A 15,587-nucleotide genomic window follows, 5' to 3' on the forward strand; every position below is an offset into this window, starting at 1 on the left:
GAGGCAAGATGCACCCAAGAGTTCAAGCCGTAACAGACAGGATTATTGCCCGCAGCCAAGAGCACAGGGGTAAGTACCTGGCGGCATTGGCCGAAGCCAGAGCCAAGGGCGTGCACCGCAGCAGCTTGAGCTGCGGCAATCTGGCCCATGGGTTTGCCGCTTGTCAGCCGGCCGATAAAGACAGCCTGCGCCAGCTGACCAAGGCCAACATAGGCATAGTAACAGCATTCAATGACATGCTTTCGGCGCACCAACCCTATGAACACTATCCCGAATTGCTGAAACAGGCCTGCAATGAAGTGGGCAGCGTTGCTCAGGTGGCAGGCGGTGTACCGGCCATGTGTGACGGTGTTACCCAGGGCCAACCCGGAATGGAGCTCAGCCTGCTGAGCCGTGAAGTGATTGCCATGGCTACCGCTGTTGGCCTGTCCCACAATATGTTTGATGGTGCCTTACTGCTGGGTATTTGTGACAAGATAGTCCCTGGGCTACTGATTGGCGCCCTGAGTTTTGGTCATCTGCCCATGCTGTTTGTGCCGGCGGGACCGATGAAGTCCGGGATCCCCAACAAGGAAAAAGCCCGTATTCGCCAACAGTTTGCTGAAGGAAAGGTCGATAGAGCCGCCTTGCTCGAAGCCGAGTCCAAGTCCTATCACAGCGCGGGAACCTGTACCTTCTACGGTACGGCCAACAGCAACCAGTTGATGCTGGAAGTCATGGGGCTGCAGTTACCCGGCTCCTCATTTGTTAATCCGGACGACCCTTTGCGTGAGGCGCTCAATAAAGCGGCCGCCAAACAGGTGTGCCGTCTGACCGAACTTGGCAGCCAATACAGCCCCATAGGCGAACTGGTTTGTGAAAAGTCGATAGTCAACGGCATAGTGGCTCTGCTGGCCACCGGTGGTTCGACCAATCTCACCATGCATATAGTGGCGGCGGCCCGTGCGGCCGGCATCATAGTCAACTGGGACGATTTCTCCGAACTGTCGGATGTAGTGCCGCTGCTGGCCAGGGTTTATCCCAACGGCCATGCCGACATCAACCATTTCCATGCCGCCGGTGGGATGGCTTATCTGGTGCGGCAGTTGCTGGATGCCGGTTTACTGCATCAAGACGTCAACACAGTGGCCGGCTTTGGTCTTGAGCGTTACACCAAAGAGCCCAAGTTGCTCAATGGCGAGCTCAGCTGGGTGGATGGCCCGACCGAAAGTCTGGACAGCGAAGTGCTGACTTCAGTGGTCAAGCCGTTTCAGAGCAACGGTGGTCTTAAGCTGCTCAAGGGCAATCTGGGCCGGGCGGTTATCAAGGTTTCTGCGGTGCAGGAGCAACACAGAGTGGTGGAAGCACCGGCTGTGGTTATCGACGATCAGAATCAACTCAATGAGCTCTTTACCAGTGGTCAGCTGGATAAGGACTGCGTGGTGGTGGTCAAGGGGCAAGGCCCCAAGGCCAACGGCATGCCTGAGCTGCATAAGCTGACGCCTATTCTCGGGACTTTGCAGGACAGGGGCTTTAAAGTTGCCCTGGTGACCGATGGCCGCATGTCAGGAGCCTCAGGCAAGGTGCCCGCAGCCATTCACCTGACGCCGGAAGCGCTCGATGGCGGTATGATAGCCAAGGTGCACAGCGGTGATTTGGTGCGGGTCGATGCCGAAAAAGGCGAACTCAGTCTGCTGGTCGATGAGCAGCAACTGGCCGCAAGAAGTGCCGATAAAGTGGAATTGAGAAGTGTGCGTTACGGTATGGGCCGTGAGTTGTTCAGTGCGCTGCGCGCCAATCTCAGCAGCCCTGAAACCGGTGCTCGCAGTACCAGTGCCATAGATGACTATTACTAATCATTAAGGAATAAAGTACATGCTTGAGAATAACTGGTCCTTGCAACCTCAGGACATATTTAAACTGAGCCCGATCATTCCGGTAATGGTTATCAACAAGATTGAACATGCGGTGCCCCTGGCCAAGGCCTTGGTTGCCGGTGGTATTCGGGTACTGGAAGTGACGCTGCGTACCGATTGTGCCCTCGAGGCCATAGGGCGGATAGCTGCCGAGGTACCGGAAGCCTTGGTCGGCGCCGGCACCATACTGAATGAAGCGCAATTGGCGCAGGCAGCAGAGGCCGGCGCTCAGTTTGCCATCACCCCGGGGGCGACTGTGGAACTGCTCAAGGCGGGTAAAGCCGGTAAGATCCCGCTTATTCCTGGGGTGGCCAGTATCTCCGAAGTCATGGTGGGACTGGGTCTGGGCTATACCCACTTCAAGTTCTTCCCGGCAGAGGCTTCAGGCGGGGTCAATGCGCTCAAGGCTTTCAGTGGTCCACTGGCCGATGTCCGTTTCTGCCCAACCGGCGGGATCACCCCGAGCAGCTATAAAGACTACCTGGCGCTGGGGAATGTCGATTGTATCGGTGGCAGCTGGATTGCCCCGGTGGAAGCGATGGAGCAGGGCGACTGGGCCAGGATCACCAGGCTATGCCAGGAAGCCATCGCAGCGTTGTGAGCATCAGGCAGTGAATGAATAAGGCTACCCGAGGTAGCCTTTTCTTTGCTCCGGTGTTTTTATAGGCAACAAAATCAACAATTTTAGTCCTTTAGGCTGGCTTGCACTGTTATTGGCTTTAGGGTAGCTTGATTTGGAAAGTGTAGGCTATTGGTTTTTATTGATCAGTTCTGTTGCTGCTGCAACGGCTGCCGATAAATAAGCCGTATGACTCAGGGAGGAGCCTTTTGTGAGACTTGAGCGCATCATCAAGCATTACAACGCCTGTCATTGTCAGGCATGTTCGTTTCAGCCCCAAACCGACCATATCACTGAAGCCAAGATCATTTCTCATTTTGCCGGCAACTGGTTAGCAGTACCAGTTGGACTCTGCATCATGGTTTTACTTGGATTTCAGCCGTTACCCATTAAAATGTCTTGCCCTGCCTGTGGAAACACCTTTTTCGCCAGCGGCTTTCGTCACTAATCGTTTCAGGATCTGATTAAAAGGAGTTTTGTCATGTACGACTCAGCGGTAATTCCTTCATCTGTTTACTCATCTAAAGCCAGCAAACTGAGCGGGCTATGTTCCGGTCTCAAATATATGCTGGTTTTGGCTTTTGCCTGGCTCCTTGGTGGTTGCGGCCAGCCCTTGCCGCTGGACAAGGCCGAGTATGCCGGAGAGTGGCAGAGTGCTGACATGTATCTGCTTATTCAGCACGATGGCTCTGTGGAGTATCAGCGTTATGATGGCAACAGCCGCACCTCGATCAGTGGTGGTATCCAGAAATTTGATGGTAACGACTTTGAAGTGGGGATCGGTTTTATCTCCAGTCGTTTTGAAGTGTCAGAGCCGCCACACAGGGTCGGAAGCGACTGGCAGATGGTGGTTGATGGTGTCCGGTTGACCCGGGTTTCCGATGTGCAGTTTTATTGAGCCTAAGCCCTGTTCAAGTCTAGGTTTAAGTAGAGATGGATATGGAAAAGGCGCCAATGGCGCCTTTTTTGTGTCAGTCTTTGTTTTTGTCCTGATGTTTTCCATCAGCCTGGGAGCTCGGGGCTTTATCCGTGTTGCCAGCGGCTTCACCCTTACGCTTTATCTGCTTGTCTTTACTGTGCTGGCCAAATTGCGGCATTTTGAACTTGGCACTGTACTTGAGCACTGCCAGGTTGCTGGCAATAACGCCTATCACCAAAATGATGATCAACCAGACTTCCAAAGATGACATTTCCATCTCTTGCTACCTGCTTCAGTCTACGGCCAGGCGCTGTTCACAGCGGCGGATATCTTCAGGTGTATCTACCTCTGGCGAGTCAAATGCGCTGATGGCGACCTTGATCTTGTGACCATATTCCAGGGCCCGCAGTTGCTCCAGTTTTTCCAGATCTTCCAGTCTGCCCAAAGGCAGCTTGGCAAAGGTCTCGACAAAACGACGGGTGTAGGCATAAACCCCAAGATGCTTATAGACAGGGTAGTCGCTGACATCACGGCCGAATGGGATCCGGGCGCGGGAGAAATAAAGCGCATAGAATTCGTTGTCGAACACCATCTTCACATGCTTGGGATCGTCCAGCTCTTCCTCTTCGGTGATCTGATAGCCGAGGGTGGCCATTTCAAACTCACCGGGATGACGCTGGAACAGACTGATGATCTGCTCTATGGAGATGGGATCGATCAGGGGTTGATCCCCTTGCAGGTTGATCACCAGATCGTCATCCGCCAACCCCAATTGGGTAATGGCATCGTTAATCCTGTCGGTGCCGGAGGCCGCTTCGGCGCCGGTCATCACAACATTGCCGCCAAAGGCCTCTACAGCGTCCTTGATGCGTACATCATCGGTTGCCACATAGATGTTATCCAACCCTTTGGCCAGTCCGGCGCGCTCATAAACGTGCTGGATCATAGGTTTACCGTTAATCGGTGCCAGAGGTTTGCCGGGAAAACGGCTGGAACCATAGCGTGCAGGGATCAACAGGGTGACTTTCATTCAATTTTCCTAGTATTCAAGAAGAAAGGGCTCATAAAGAGCCCTAATCATAGCAGTCATTTACCGGCTTAGATACGACGGAACAGCTTGGTCAGCATCTCATCTGTGACTTTTTCCTGCCAGCTGTCACCATAGACGTTGGCCCACAAAGGACCCATGCTCTTGGTGACTTTAACCATGGCGGCAATGGTTTCGTCCGGCAGATCTTTACAGATGTTTTTAGGCAACTGGATGTTGTGCTTCTTCATCATGGCGCGAAACTCTTCAACCCCTTCAGGGTAGAATTCTTCCAGTACGTCGAAGGCGATACAGTTACCAATACCGTGGTGATAACCCAGGATATAAGACAGACCGTAAGAAACCGCATGACAGGCACCTACCTGGCTATAGGCGATACTCATACCGCCCATGAAGGAGGCCATCATCAGCTTGTCGTCTTTCTCAGGGTGATCGCCCAGGAAGACTTCACGGCACATATCCATGGACTTCTCGGCGTAGGCGCGGGAGAACTCGTTCAGGAAGGTACCTTGCAGAGACTCAACACAGTGGATATAGCAGTCCATACCTGTGTAGAACCATTGGTCTGTGGGTACGCCGGCAATCAGCTCGGAGTCCATGATGATCTGATCGAATACTGTGTAGTCAGAGTTCAGACCCAGTTTACGCTCAGGGCCGCACAGCACCGCAGTACGTGAAGCTTCGGCACCTGTACCGGAAATGGTAGGGATACCGATATGGTGAATCGCAGGGTTCTTGATCAGATCCCAGCCCTGATACTTGGCAGAACCGCCTGGGTTGGTCAGCATCAAAGATACGGCTTTGGCCAGGTCCATGGTGGCGCCGCCGCCAAGACCGACTACACTCACTGGCAGTTTGCTGTTGAATGCCTGAACCTGCTCGGTAAGGCTGTCAACCTGCTCTGTGGTTGGCTCGTCATCGACATTGACCCACAGCAAGAAATCTTGCTCTTTCAAAGGCAAACGGCCTTCCAGTGGCTTGCCCTTGTGAACGTCATCCACTACGAAAACCACGAAATCGTTGGCTTCTTTGCGCTCGGCGGCCAGCACTTCGTCCAGTTGGACAAAAGAACCGCGACCAAAGATCATTTTGGGGACGACTTTAAAATTCTTGAAACTCATAGCAACCAGCTCCCTTTAGGTTATTGGGCAAATGCTTTCTTGATGTTGGCAATGCGCTCGGCAATCTGTTCTTCAGTCCAGGACAGCTTGATTAGCATGGAAATGGTCCGGCTCATGATAGCGTCAGATTTGGGCACAGAAACCTTAGTATAATCCGGACGATCTTCGATTAATGTGATCGGCAGGGCAGCAGGGCTCTTGAGCTGCTGAATGTGATGCCAGTTCTTCAGGTAGTGCCAGTTGTTGACATACCAGTAGAAGCAACCATCTACACCGTTGGCAGCCAGCGACTTGCTGACTTCCTGAGTGCGCTGCTCGGTTGGCAGCATAAAGCTGAGGAAACCGGCGCTGTCGCCTTCAGGATCCGGAATTTCGCGGAAAGTAACTTCTTCAATATCGGCCATGGCGTCTTTGATAAGCTTTTTGTTGCGACGCTGGATCTCCACTATGGTGTCCAGTTTGCGCAGCTGAGCCAGACCCAGGGCGGCGTTCATCTCGCTGATACGGAAGTTGAGACCCATGATAGGGTGAGACTCGGCGCCGCGGTCATTACCTATATGATCATGGCCGTGGTCAGAGAACATGTGGGCGTGGTTGTAGATGGTTTCATCATTGGTGATCACAGCGCCACCTTCACCACAGGTGATGGTTTTAACCGAGTCGAAAGAGAAACAACCTACAGCACCTATGGTACCCAGTGCCTGACCTTTGTAGCTGCCGCCGATAGCCTGACAGGCATCTTCCAGCAGTACCAGATTGTGTTTTTCACAGATGGCTTTGATTTCGTCCATCTTGGCCATGGAACCGCACATGTGTACCAGGTTTACCGCCTTGGTGCGTGGAGTGATGGCGGCTTCAATTCCTTCTGGTGACAGACACAGAGTCTCATCGATTTCGGCAAATACCGGAATGGCGCCGGCCATGAATACTGCCTCAACAGAAGCGACAAAGGTGAAAGGAGGAACAATCACTTCATCCCCGGCGCCGATACCGGCGGCGGCCAGCGCGGTTTGCAGGGCGGCAGTACCGCTGGAGAGCAGGTGAGCATGCTTGACATTCATCTTGTCACATAAGAGCTGCTCCATATCGCGGGTTTTCCAGCGATCATTACGCATGGCATCAAAGTTGTAACGGAAGGTGAATCCGTTCTCCATGACGTCTGCTACTTCCTGTTTTTCTTCAGGACCAAACAATTCAAAACCGGGCATGGAAGGTGTCTCCTTAGATAGTGTTGTGCTCTGGGAGGGTCACGCCAGAAAAGGCCTTATGCCATAAGGCTGTCACGCGAAATGCGCCGGGTGACCGGATGACTGAGCACCCGTGTTAACTGCAGAATTATAACGGGGTGGCCAACATACTGCGATGCTTTCTTTCGGAAAAAATCCAACTGCGTAAAATTTCACCGATAAAGCAAGGGGCGCTGCTGCGCCCCTTGTCTGTTTGGATCATTCCACCCTTTGATGTCCGCCATCCACTGTGACGTCAAGATCGGTCAAAAGCCCATTGTCTATTCCATATATCCAGCCGTGTATCGACAGATTTTGTCCCTTGGCCCAGGCTTCCTGGACTATGTTGCTGCTGGTGACATTGGCGACCTGCTCAATCACATTGAGCTCACAGAGGCGGTCAAACTTCTGCTTGTCATTGAGGTGTTCAAGCTCCTGATGGTGCAGGCGGTAGATATCCCTGAGATGCCCCAGCCAGTTGTCGATAAGCCCGAGTCTGTCGGTACCCATGGCGGCCCTGACGCCGCCGCAGCCGTAGTGGCCCACCACCATGATATGTTTCACCTTGAGGACATCGACCGCATATTGCAGAACAGACAAACAGTTGAGATCTGTGTGGATCACCATGTTGGCGATATTGCGATGTACAAATACTTCCCCCGGCATTAGATCTATGATCTGGTTAGAGGGTACCCGGCTGTCGGAACAACCTATCCACAGATATTCGGGGTTTTGCTGTTTGGCCAGTTGCTCGAAAAACTGTGGGTTTTCTGTGCTTATTCTGGCTGCCCAGCGGCGGTTGTTTTCAAAAAGCGGTTTCAGTATTTTCATTCAGGCTCACAAAATAGCTTATGGGAACACCACAGTGTCCGGTTTATTTCCGGCAGTGTATCAGAAAATAAAGCCGCGCTGGTCTATCCATCGCGGCCGGATTTCAGTGATGCTTTTCAAGAAACGTCAGCAGGGCTTGGTTGATAAAATCGCCCTGTTCCAACACAGAAATATGGCCGGCTGCCGGTATCTGCACCATCTCGGCGCCGTCTATGGCATCGACCATTAAAAAGGATTCCAGTACAGTGCGCGCCGTGTCTTCTACTCCTGACATGATTAAACAGGGCAGGGTCAAGTTATCGGCATCTTCCATGGCGTCACGGCGATTGAAAATCAGTTTGCCCATGGCGACGGTATCAGGGATACGCTCTGGTGAAATACTTTGCAGGGCGCTGGCGAAATCACTCAGCAGTTGCGGCCGTAGACTTGCTGTGGTTACGGCAAAAAACATAGGTGCTATCTGCTCGGCCATGGGCGCAGGAATTTGCCCCAATTGGCTGATGCCATCCAACATGGCCATATATTTGTTGCGGGTAACTTCGGGCTCAAAGCCGAGGAAGCTGCCCATCATCACCAACGCCTTGACTCTTGAAGGCGCCTTCAGAACCAGCTCGGCCCCCCACATGGCGCCGACCGACAAGCCGATGACAGTGAATTCATCGACGCTGAGTTTATCCATCAAGGTCAACATATCGGTGGCGATATCCGCCAGGCTCTCGGTATGCGCGGGAATCGCGCCTGACTGTCCATGGCCCCAGAGATCCGGCACTATGCAGCGGTAGTGTTTCGCCAGTACAGGCAGTTGCTGTTGCCACATGGTGGCGTCCCAAAGGTAGCTGTGGCCGAGCAGTAGCACAGGGCCCTGGCCTATATCCAAATAGCTGAGGATTTCGCCTCTGAGCTCGATTTGCTGCCGATATTGATTGAAGTCAGTCATTGTTGAAAGGTATCCCGGATTTATTGTTTGGGACACAGGATACCCCAAGTTTGCCGGCTTAGGATCTGAGCGCGAAATCGCATGATGTTTATTTAAACTCGCTTTTTCAAACGTACTTCAAAGGTACTTATTTGAATCCAACCGGATAGGGGGCAACGTGCCTGACATAAGTCTCGACCAGTTCCGGCAAACGCCGAAGCAAACCTTGCTTGAGTGTGACGTCACTGTGGTCGAGTATTTGCCGCAGACGCTCGCTATCAAACTGCTCGAGAAACCCTTTGGCCTTTGGCAGGAAACTCAAATGCCAACGCTCCGGGCTAACGCCACTGAGTCCCGCCTGAAAAGGGCGGTAGAAGCCAAAATCCAGGGCGCGCTCGTCCAGCCACAGGTCCAATTCATAGCAAGGGCCCTGGGGTTCATACTCGGCGTTAATTAACTTGAGTTCATGCTTGCTGATTTGGGCGCTGTCGAATAGATCCACGTCCGTCCCCCAGTGGTGGCGAGAGGCGCCAGGCAGCGCCGACCAAAGCAAAATAAGCGCCACTAACTCATCATCACTGAGCGCGCCGATGGCACCCACAGGGAGTGAGTCTTTATCCAGTAGAGGACGCTTCCCTAAGGCTTTGGCATTCCAAATCGCGAGTTGACGCTCAAAGCTGCGATAACCCGAGCAGATGGCCAGGGCGATGCCATCTTGCTCGGCGGCGGCCTGCATCTCAAGAAAGGCCTTGGCCGTCTCGGCTTCCAGCCAAACTTCAGCGCCTGAACCGCTTTCACTGCCGCTTAGACTAACCAGTGTCCTTTGCGGCTCTGCTTCAGTCTCAAGGCCGTAGAGAAAATCGCCCCTTGCCATCACTTACTCCAACAACAGTTTTTCCAGGATACGCTGATAACACTGGGCCAACAGCTCGAGATCCGCGACTTTAACGCACTCATTAACCTTATGAATGGTGGCATTCACCGGACCCAGCTCTATTACCTGAGCACCGGTAGGGGCAATAAAGCGCCCATCTGAAGTGCCGCCCGAGGTTTGCGGGTCGGTATCTGAGCCTGTTACCTCTTTAATCGCTTGGCGGGTCGCTTCAAGCAGCGGGCCATCGCCGGTCAAAAATGGCAGGCCATTAAAGATCCAGCCAAGCTCATAATTCAGTCCATGGGCATCGAGGATATTCTCGACCCGCTTAATCAGCTCTTCGGCGGTGACTTCGGTGGAGTAACGGAAGTTGAACATTACCTTAAGCTCACCCGGGATCACGTTGGACGCCCCGGTGCCACCGTTGATATTGGCTATCTGAAAACTGGTCGGCGGGAAAAACTCATTGCCTTTGTCCCATTGCATGGCGGCAAGTTCGGCCAACGCCGGCGCAGCCTTGTGCACTGGGTTATCCGCCAGGTGAGGGTAGGCCACATGTCCTTGAATACCCTTGACGACGAGATTGCCGGTGAGGCTGCCGCGGCGGCCATTTTTGACCACATCGCCCAGTTTGAGGGTACTGGATGGCTCACCGACCAAGGCCCAGGTGATCTTTTCATTGCGCGCTTCCAGGGTGTCTATCACCCGGGTGGTGCCGTTGATAAAGGGGCCTTCTTCATCGCTGGTGATCAGAAAAGCGATAGAGCCTTGATGGTTCGGATGGGCGGTCACAAAACGCTCGGTGGCCACCACCATGGCCGCCAGCGAGCCTTTCATATCTGCGGCGCCGCGGCCGTGAAGATAGTCGTCGATGACCACTGGCTCGAAGGGCGGAGTATGCCAATTGGCCAAGTCCCCCGGCGGTACCACATCTGTATGGCCGGCAAAACAAAATACCGGTCCTTCAGTACCGCGGCGAGACCAGAGATTGGTGGTATCTTCAAATACCATGGACTCGTTGGCAAAGCCCAGTTTGGCGAGTCGCTCGGCCATCAATGCCTGACAGCCTTCATCCAGAGGGGTAACAGATGCCCTGGAGATCAACTCCTTGGCAAGTTCAAGCACCTGCTGACTCATAGTCCGAACCACGCTTGGTAGTCGGCTTCTTTAAAACCGGTCATCACATCTTGACCTCGGGTCAATACAGGGCGTTTGATAAGGGTTGGATTGGCCAGCATCAGGGATATCGCCTTGGCACTATCAATATCCTGCTTATCGGCGTCATCCAGCGCACGGAAACTGGTGGAGCGTTTGTTCAGCACCGCCTCCCAGCCGATGCGCTCGACCCAGGCCTTGAGTGTGTCTTGTGATAGTTCCTGCTCACGAAAATCCACAAAAGTCACTTGCTGGCCCTTGGCCTCCAACCATTTTCGTGCTTTTTTTACCGTGTCGCAGTTCTTAATCCCATAGAGTCTATCTGTCATGACGAGTCCGTCTCTCTGTATTGCTTATAGTTCGTGATTGTCAGCGAGTATAACAAAGGCAAAACCGATGAAAAGGGCTATCTTGATGGGGCAATTCATACGTCTCGCCGGCGCTTTGTGTGACCAAGGCATAGTGACCCCGGGGTCAGTGGAAGAGGTTTGGCTTTCCACAAAAGAGAAAAACCAACCTGATGTCTGTATGTCAACTGGATGACTTTGACCTTTCCCCCGAATTCAGATCCCAAACCTGAGTCTGTCACCAATGAGCTGATTAGGCTGTCGTGAAAGCACCACTTGAAGCGGGCAGTTTAGGGTGAGAACCCTTCAGATAAGGAACGTATCTATACAACTTATTCTTTAAAATTATGCTTTAAATTCAATCACTTTTTGGTTAGTGGTAAACCAGATGCGTTATATCGCCAGTTGTAAACTTGCTACGAATCACGACATTTCCCATTCTATAGACCAATCGGAAGCTTTCTTATGTTTAACGTATTGCATTTCCTTAACGCTATTAAGCTTATCCATTATTGATTTGTGAAAGAAAACAACAATAGCGCCCAAAGAAGGTTTAAAGGCTAACCTCTTCTCTAACGGTATATTGGATAACTTGCTAAAATCGAAACCTATACATTCTTCTTCTATATTTATGATGTTGTAACAGTGAAGGTATATATAGTCTTTGTTGATAACTTTAGCGGGAATGAGAGAGGTTTGATATAGTTCCAACTCAGATAGAGTGGGAAGAAAGTCCAAGTCAAATAATATCTCTGTATTGACAGATACATCAAAGGGAGCCGCAATGCTTTCAAAACTCTTTAAACTAATGCATTCAAAGTTCACTGGGGTAGATGTTGATATTTCCTTGTCCATCAACAAGCTAAACTCTCGATCATCTTCCATATTGACAACGAAGTTCACCTTTGAATAGTTATTTGATAAAACATAGTATTCTTCACTGATTGTTGTCATGTTCAAGTCCTAAACTGTCAATTTTACAGATAGTTAGTGGTCAAGTTTTGTACTGGCCATTGTGCTGAGTTTGCAGGTGAGCCCGCAAATTTACGGTATAAGGGATTCTGACATGGGGGAGACAGGCTGCAATTCACTCGATAGCTAACATTGACGAGTCAACCCAGTACTTTATGGAATAATGCATTCAGTTCACCCATGGCCTGTTCACCTTTTCTGTATTATTTGAGAAAGACTCCAATCTTTTCAGCTCAAGTTCAATAGCTCAAGCGTCCACCTTTGAATTTGTTATGTCTAACATACTGAGTTTTATAGACAATAAATAGCATTTTCGGGTTAATCAATCACTAAAAGGTGAGATAAGCGGAAAGATGATGCAATGTTGAGCCTTCAGGATTGGTTTGAATAAGTCTCATGGTGGCTCTACCATGGCCTGCAGACTTGGTTATCAGTACTGGAAGGGGCAGATGCGCTTTTGTGGCCTTGGAGAAGCTCAAATGCACTCGGACAAATAATGCACTTGAGCGTTATCCGTTTGCCAGCCATCTAAACCTGAACTGTAAATATCACATCTTTGCCGGCGCTGACGCTACCCTGGCGTTTTTCCAGATACTTAACGTCTTCCATATTAGCCAGCACCACAGGGGTGAGCAGGCTGTTGACCTGATCTTTGAGAAAATTGAGGTCAAACTCCAGTATAGGTTCGCCGGCTTTAACGTCCTGGCCTTCCTGGGCCAGGCGTTTGAAGCCTTTTCCTCTAAGTTCTATGGTACCAACGCCAAAGTGAACAAACAGCTCCAACCCTTGGGGCGACTCTATGCTGAAAGCATGGTTGGTCTCAAAAATTTTGCCTATAGTGCCGTCAATCGGCGCCAGCATAAACTGGCCTTTGGGCTCTATGGCGATGCCATCGCCGACAATCTTTTCGGCGAAGACCACATCCGGGACTTTTTCAATGGCAACAATATCGCCACTGATAGGGGCATAAACTTTTATGCCGCCTTCTATGTTGGGCTGCCCCGATACCATGCGGCGGATCCGGCTTAAAAATCCCATGGGTTGTTTTGTCCTTTTTGTTTTTGGTTTCCGGATGACTTCTGGTTTCCGGTTAAACAGTCCCTCGACAACGTTCAGGTTGGGGAAGGGGATTTTTGCTTAGCATACTGAATTAACAGCCTTAATGACAGAGGGAGATCAAGGATGTCAATTCAGACAATCGAGTGCAGGCGAGTGCTTTTTTGGCCTGGTCTGCAAATTGACTGAAGTTACCCTCGCACAGCGCCGCTTTGACTTCCAGCACAGAGCCGGGGTTGACCGACAACTCGTCCAGCCCCATGCCCATCAGTATTGGCGCAATGCGCGGATCACCTGCCAGCTCTCCGCACAAAGACACCCTGATGTTGGCCGCTTTGGCGTCTGCTATTGTCATGGCAATCAGCCTGAGGATCGCCGGTGAAAATGAGGGATAATCCCGGGTTAATTCAGGGTTGGTCCTGTCCGCCGCCATGGCATATTGCGTCAAGTCATTGGTACCTATGCTGATAAAGTCCAGCTTTGGCAGCAGCGTTGGCAGGTTCATAACCGCGGCAGGGGTTTCCACCACTATGCCAAGGGTGATTTCTCCATAGCCTTTCTCGGCCTCGCTGAGCTGCTGTTTGCAGTGCTCCAGCATATCCAGTACGGCGTCCAACTCTTCAACCTGATTAACCATGGGCAGCATCAACCGAACCGGACCATGATTGGCGGCGCGCAATACGGCCCGTAGTTGTGTCTGCAGAATTTCAGGATGTTTAAGGGTGTAGCGCACGCCGCGCATGCCAAGCGCAGGATTGTCTTCTATTGCCTGATCCAGGCAAGGCAGTTCCTTGTCTGCACCTATATCCAGAGTGCGTATGGTGAAGGGCTGGCCGTTGAGCAGCTGCAGGGCATCGCAATAAAGGTTGTACTGAGCCTTTTCATCTGGAATGCAACTGACATCCATCAGCATGAATTCGGTACGAAACAGGCCTATTCCTTCCGCGCCGACCTGGGGCAGACGGGAGATCTCATTGAGGTTACCCACGTTGGCCATTAGGCTGATACGTTTGCCGTCCTGGGTCTGGGTCTGCCTGTCCCGGTATTGCTCCAGTGCGCTGCGTCTTGCCTGCTCGCGCTCAAATCTCTGCTTAAGCTCTGTGACTTCGGTTTGCTCCGGGCGAACAAATAAGGCACCTTGGTTGGCATCCAGAATGAGCGGATCGCCGGCATTGATATTGCCTGTTTGATAGTTGCAGGAAAGCAGGGCGGGGATGCCGGCGGCACGGGCCAGGATAGCCGTGTGGCTGGTGAGGCCACCGGTCTTCAGTATGATGCCTTTGATATGTTCAAGGGGCAGCAGGGCAAATTCCGCCGGTGTCAGATCCTGGGCCAACAAGATGGAGTCATGTTTGAGTTTATCCAGGCCATCGGCATCGGCGCCGTTGATACTGCTGATAAGTCGTCTGCCGAGGCAGCGTACGTCCTGGGCCCGGTTTGCAAGGTAAGGGTCTTCCAACGCTTCAAGTTCACTGGCCTGGTGGGCAAAGACCCGCTCTACCGCCGCTGTGGCTGAAAACTGCAGCCCGCTGATGGACTCGCGAATTTGTTGAATAAGTTCGGCATCTTCCAGTAGCAGCAGATCGGCTTCCACCAATTGGAAGTTGTCTGAATCTTCGGTCAGTTTATCCAGGCTGGTCTGTAACTGCTGGCACAAGCGCTGCAGTGCCTGGGTGAGCTTATTCAGCTCTTGAGGGATTTTGGCAAGTGGCAGCAGGCGGTAATCCATGCTGTTGTCAAAGGGGTTGTAGACTACCGCTTCTCCGAAGGCGATACCCGATGAGACTGCAATTCCGGCGAGGCGCATCTGTGTTCCTCTCAACTTAAGGTGATCAACAGTTCCGACACCCGTTCAACGGCTTCGCGAGCTTGTTCACCTTCGGCAAATACTCTGACAGACACGCCTTGATAGAGCCCCAGTGTCTGCAACTTGAACAGACTCTTGGCACTGGCTTGTTTGCCCTGGCACTCAACCATCACATCACAATCGTACTGTTTCGCCTCTTTTACCAGCAGTGCGGCAGGGCGGGTATGGATCCCGTGTTTGGCGGTAATAGTGACGGTTTTTTCGTACATAGACTTCTTTGACTCATGTAATTAACTGAATAATATCCGGTAACGGCTGACGTTTTGCAATACTCCGGCGAACAAGCCGTCAATTGCCATATTCAATAACCTGATATTGCTGCTTTCTGAGGGCGCGAATGGCGGTATCCAACTTATCTTTCTTCAGCAATATATAGTCGGTATCGAAGGTTGAAACAGTAAAAATACTCACATGGGCATCGGCGAGAGTCGCCGAGACTCTGGCCATGATACCCGTCATGGAAAAGCCGAGTGGCCCTAAAAGCTCAAGACAACGCCAGTCTTCTTCCTGCTCCAGGCTATCGAGCTCCAGTTTACAATCGACGACAACCGAGAGTTCCTCGCGGGTTTTGGCGATAAAAAACAGCGGCTGGCTGAGTACCTCGGCCGGAACCTGAGTATCTGAGCTGAAACTGTGGATAGTGAATAGCTGCGGATAGACCGCCAATGTCATGCGCAAAGCCAATACCTCTTTTCTCGCCCGGGCGACCTAATGGCCGCCGCTGCGGTGTCATCCTACCGC

The 15,587-nt window shown here is 51.9% G+C and carries 18 protein-coding genes; 4 read left to right on the top strand and 14 right to left on the bottom strand.

Annotated features, from left to right (window positions below; translation table 11 throughout):
• Positions 1–8: 8 nt before the first annotated feature.
• From edd to ACSHSR_RS09915, 4 genes are all read left to right on the top strand, one after another.
• A complete protein-coding gene (gene edd, locus ACSHSR_RS09900) occupies positions 9–1,835 on the top strand; it encodes a phosphogluconate dehydratase (protein ID WP_096141903.1) in 1,827 nt (608 codons plus the stop codon).
• 19 nt (positions 1,836–1,854) lie between these two features.
• Entirely contained in the window at positions 1,855–2,496 is a 642-nt protein-coding gene (locus ACSHSR_RS09905) for a bifunctional 4-hydroxy-2-oxoglutarate aldolase/2-dehydro-3-deoxy-phosphogluconate aldolase (protein ID WP_096141904.1), read from the top strand.
• Between the two features lie 229 nt (positions 2,497–2,725).
• On the top strand, positions 2,726–2,962 hold the full coding sequence (locus tag ACSHSR_RS09910) for a hypothetical protein (RefSeq protein ID WP_141250904.1): 237 nt from the start codon (positions 2,726–2,728) through the stop codon (positions 2,960–2,962).
• A gap of 33 nt (positions 2,963–2,995) precedes the next feature.
• Entirely contained in the window at positions 2,996–3,412 is a 417-nt protein-coding gene (locus ACSHSR_RS09915; RefSeq protein ID WP_232785992.1) for a hypothetical protein, read from the top strand.
• A gap of 73 nt (positions 3,413–3,485) precedes the next feature.
• Here the strand turns inward: ACSHSR_RS09915 and ACSHSR_RS09920 are convergent, their stop codons facing one another.
• From ACSHSR_RS09920 to ACSHSR_RS09985, 14 genes are all read right to left on the bottom strand, one after another.
• Positions 3,486–3,704 carry a DUF2897 family protein gene (locus ACSHSR_RS09920; protein WP_025010250.1) on the bottom strand — a complete coding sequence of 73 codons (219 nt, stop codon included), beginning with the start codon at positions 3,702–3,704 and terminating at the stop codon, positions 3,486–3,488.
• A 21-nt stretch (positions 3,705–3,725) separates the two neighbouring features.
• Positions 3,726–4,463, bottom strand: coding sequence for an 8-amino-3,8-dideoxy-manno-octulosonate cytidylyltransferase KdsB (gene kdsB / locus ACSHSR_RS09925; RefSeq protein ID WP_025010251.1), 738 nt, complete (start codon positions 4,461–4,463; stop codon positions 3,726–3,728).
• Positions 4,464–4,531: 68 nt separating this feature from the next.
• The gene (gene kdnB / locus ACSHSR_RS09930; RefSeq protein WP_025890026.1) at positions 4,532–5,602 is read right to left on the bottom strand and encodes a 3-deoxy-alpha-D-manno-octulosonate 8-oxidase KdnB; all 1,071 of its coding nucleotides are present in this window, start codon (positions 5,600–5,602) and stop codon (positions 4,532–4,534) included.
• Positions 5,603–5,622: 20 nt separating this feature from the next.
• Positions 5,623–6,810 (bottom strand): 8-amino-3,8-dideoxy-alpha-D-manno-octulosonate transaminase KdnA, encoded by a 1,188-nt coding sequence (kdnA, locus tag ACSHSR_RS09935; RefSeq protein WP_096141905.1) that lies wholly within the window; start codon positions 6,808–6,810, stop codon positions 5,623–5,625.
• 237 nt (positions 6,811–7,047) lie between these two features.
• Positions 7,048–7,659 (bottom strand): carbonate dehydratase, encoded by a 612-nt coding sequence (can, locus tag ACSHSR_RS09940; RefSeq protein ID WP_044734561.1) that lies wholly within the window; start codon positions 7,657–7,659, stop codon positions 7,048–7,050.
• Positions 7,660–7,762: 103 nt separating this feature from the next.
• Positions 7,763–8,596, bottom strand: a complete 834-nt coding sequence (locus tag ACSHSR_RS09945; RefSeq protein ID WP_101058724.1) for an alpha/beta fold hydrolase — start codon at positions 8,594–8,596, stop codon at positions 7,763–7,765.
• 127 nt (positions 8,597–8,723) lie between these two features.
• Positions 8,724–9,449 (bottom strand): M15 family metallopeptidase, encoded by a 726-nt coding sequence (locus ACSHSR_RS09950; protein ID WP_101058725.1) that lies wholly within the window; start codon positions 9,447–9,449, stop codon positions 8,724–8,726.
• 3 nt (positions 9,450–9,452) lie between these two features.
• Positions 9,453–10,586 (bottom strand): succinyl-diaminopimelate desuccinylase, encoded by a 1,134-nt coding sequence (gene dapE / locus ACSHSR_RS09955; protein ID WP_208138677.1) that lies wholly within the window; start codon positions 10,584–10,586, stop codon positions 9,453–9,455.
• On the bottom strand, positions 10,583–10,933 hold the full coding sequence (locus ACSHSR_RS09960; RefSeq protein WP_025010255.1) for an ArsC family reductase: 351 nt from the start codon (positions 10,931–10,933) through the stop codon (positions 10,583–10,585). Before ACSHSR_RS09960 ends, dapE begins: the two co-directional genes overlap by 4 nt.
• Before the next feature lie 441 nt (positions 10,934–11,374).
• Complete coding sequence (locus ACSHSR_RS09965) at positions 11,375–11,905, bottom strand: hypothetical protein (RefSeq protein ID WP_208123423.1); 531 nt, start codon at positions 11,903–11,905, stop codon at positions 11,375–11,377.
• A gap of 546 nt (positions 11,906–12,451) precedes the next feature.
• The gene (gene crr, locus ACSHSR_RS09970; RefSeq protein ID WP_144128426.1) at positions 12,452–12,961 is read right to left on the bottom strand and encodes a PTS glucose transporter subunit IIA; all 510 of its coding nucleotides are present in this window, start codon (positions 12,959–12,961) and stop codon (positions 12,452–12,454) included.
• A gap of 121 nt (positions 12,962–13,082) precedes the next feature.
• Positions 13,083–14,786, bottom strand: a complete 1,704-nt coding sequence (gene ptsP / locus ACSHSR_RS09975) for a phosphoenolpyruvate--protein phosphotransferase (RefSeq protein WP_028779986.1) — start codon at positions 14,784–14,786, stop codon at positions 13,083–13,085.
• An 11-nt stretch (positions 14,787–14,797) separates the two neighbouring features.
• Positions 14,798–15,055, bottom strand: a complete 258-nt coding sequence (locus ACSHSR_RS09980) for an HPr family phosphocarrier protein (RefSeq protein WP_028779985.1) — start codon at positions 15,053–15,055, stop codon at positions 14,798–14,800.
• Between the two features lie 79 nt (positions 15,056–15,134).
• Positions 15,135–15,524 (bottom strand): ACT domain-containing protein, encoded by a 390-nt coding sequence (locus ACSHSR_RS09985; protein WP_025010258.1) that lies wholly within the window; start codon positions 15,522–15,524, stop codon positions 15,135–15,137.
• Positions 15,525–15,587: the final 63 nt, after the last annotated feature.

Source organism: Shewanella sp. VK101 (assembly GCF_056497865.1).

What these genes read in the sequence shown, in the direction of transcription:
- ACSHSR_RS09905 (WP_096141904.1), top strand. Translation starts at nt 1,855, where the DNA reads ATGCTTGAGAATAACTGGTCCTTGCAACCTCAGGACATATTTAAACTG.
- kdnB (WP_025890026.1), bottom strand. Translation starts at nt 5,602, where the DNA reads ATGAGTTTCAAGAATTTTAAAGTCGTCCCCAAAATGATCTTTGGTCGC.
- can (WP_044734561.1), bottom strand. Translation starts at nt 7,659, where the DNA reads ATGAAAATACTGAAACCGCTTTTTGAAAACAACCGCCGCTGGGCAGCC.
- ACSHSR_RS09920 (WP_025010250.1), bottom strand. Translation starts at nt 3,704, where the DNA reads ATGTCATCTTTGGAAGTCTGGTTGATCATCATTTTGGTGATAGGCGTT.
- ACSHSR_RS09980 (WP_028779985.1), bottom strand. Translation starts at nt 15,055, where the DNA reads ATGTACGAAAAAACCGTCACTATTACCGCCAAACACGGGATCCATACC.
- dapE (WP_208138677.1), bottom strand. Translation starts at nt 10,586, where the DNA reads ATGAGTCAGCAGGTGCTTGAACTTGCCAAGGAGTTGATCTCCAGGGCA.
- crr (WP_144128426.1), bottom strand. Translation starts at nt 12,961, where the DNA reads ATGGGATTTTTAAGCCGGATCCGCCGCATGGTATCGGGGCAGCCCAAC.
- kdsB (WP_025010251.1), bottom strand. Translation starts at nt 4,463, where the DNA reads ATGAAAGTCACCCTGTTGATCCCTGCACGCTATGGTTCCAGCCGTTTT.
- ACSHSR_RS09960 (WP_025010255.1), bottom strand. Translation starts at nt 10,933, where the DNA reads ATGACAGATAGACTCTATGGGATTAAGAACTGCGACACGGTAAAAAAA.
- ACSHSR_RS09945 (WP_101058724.1), bottom strand. Translation starts at nt 8,596, where the DNA reads ATGACTGACTTCAATCAATATCGGCAGCAAATCGAGCTCAGAGGCGAA.
- ACSHSR_RS09965 (WP_208123423.1), bottom strand. Translation starts at nt 11,905, where the DNA reads ATGACAACAATCAGTGAAGAATACTATGTTTTATCAAATAACTATTCA.
- ACSHSR_RS09950 (WP_101058725.1), bottom strand. Translation starts at nt 9,449, where the DNA reads ATGGCAAGGGGCGATTTTCTCTACGGCCTTGAGACTGAAGCAGAGCCG.
- ACSHSR_RS09915 (WP_232785992.1), top strand. Translation starts at nt 2,996, where the DNA reads ATGTACGACTCAGCGGTAATTCCTTCATCTGTTTACTCATCTAAAGCC.
- edd (WP_096141903.1), top strand. Translation starts at nt 9, where the DNA reads ATGCACCCAAGAGTTCAAGCCGTAACAGACAGGATTATTGCCCGCAGC.
- kdnA (WP_096141905.1), bottom strand. Translation starts at nt 6,810, where the DNA reads ATGCCCGGTTTTGAATTGTTTGGTCCTGAAGAAAAACAGGAAGTAGCA.
- ptsP (WP_028779986.1), bottom strand. Translation starts at nt 14,786, where the DNA reads ATGCGCCTCGCCGGAATTGCAGTCTCATCGGGTATCGCCTTCGGAGAA.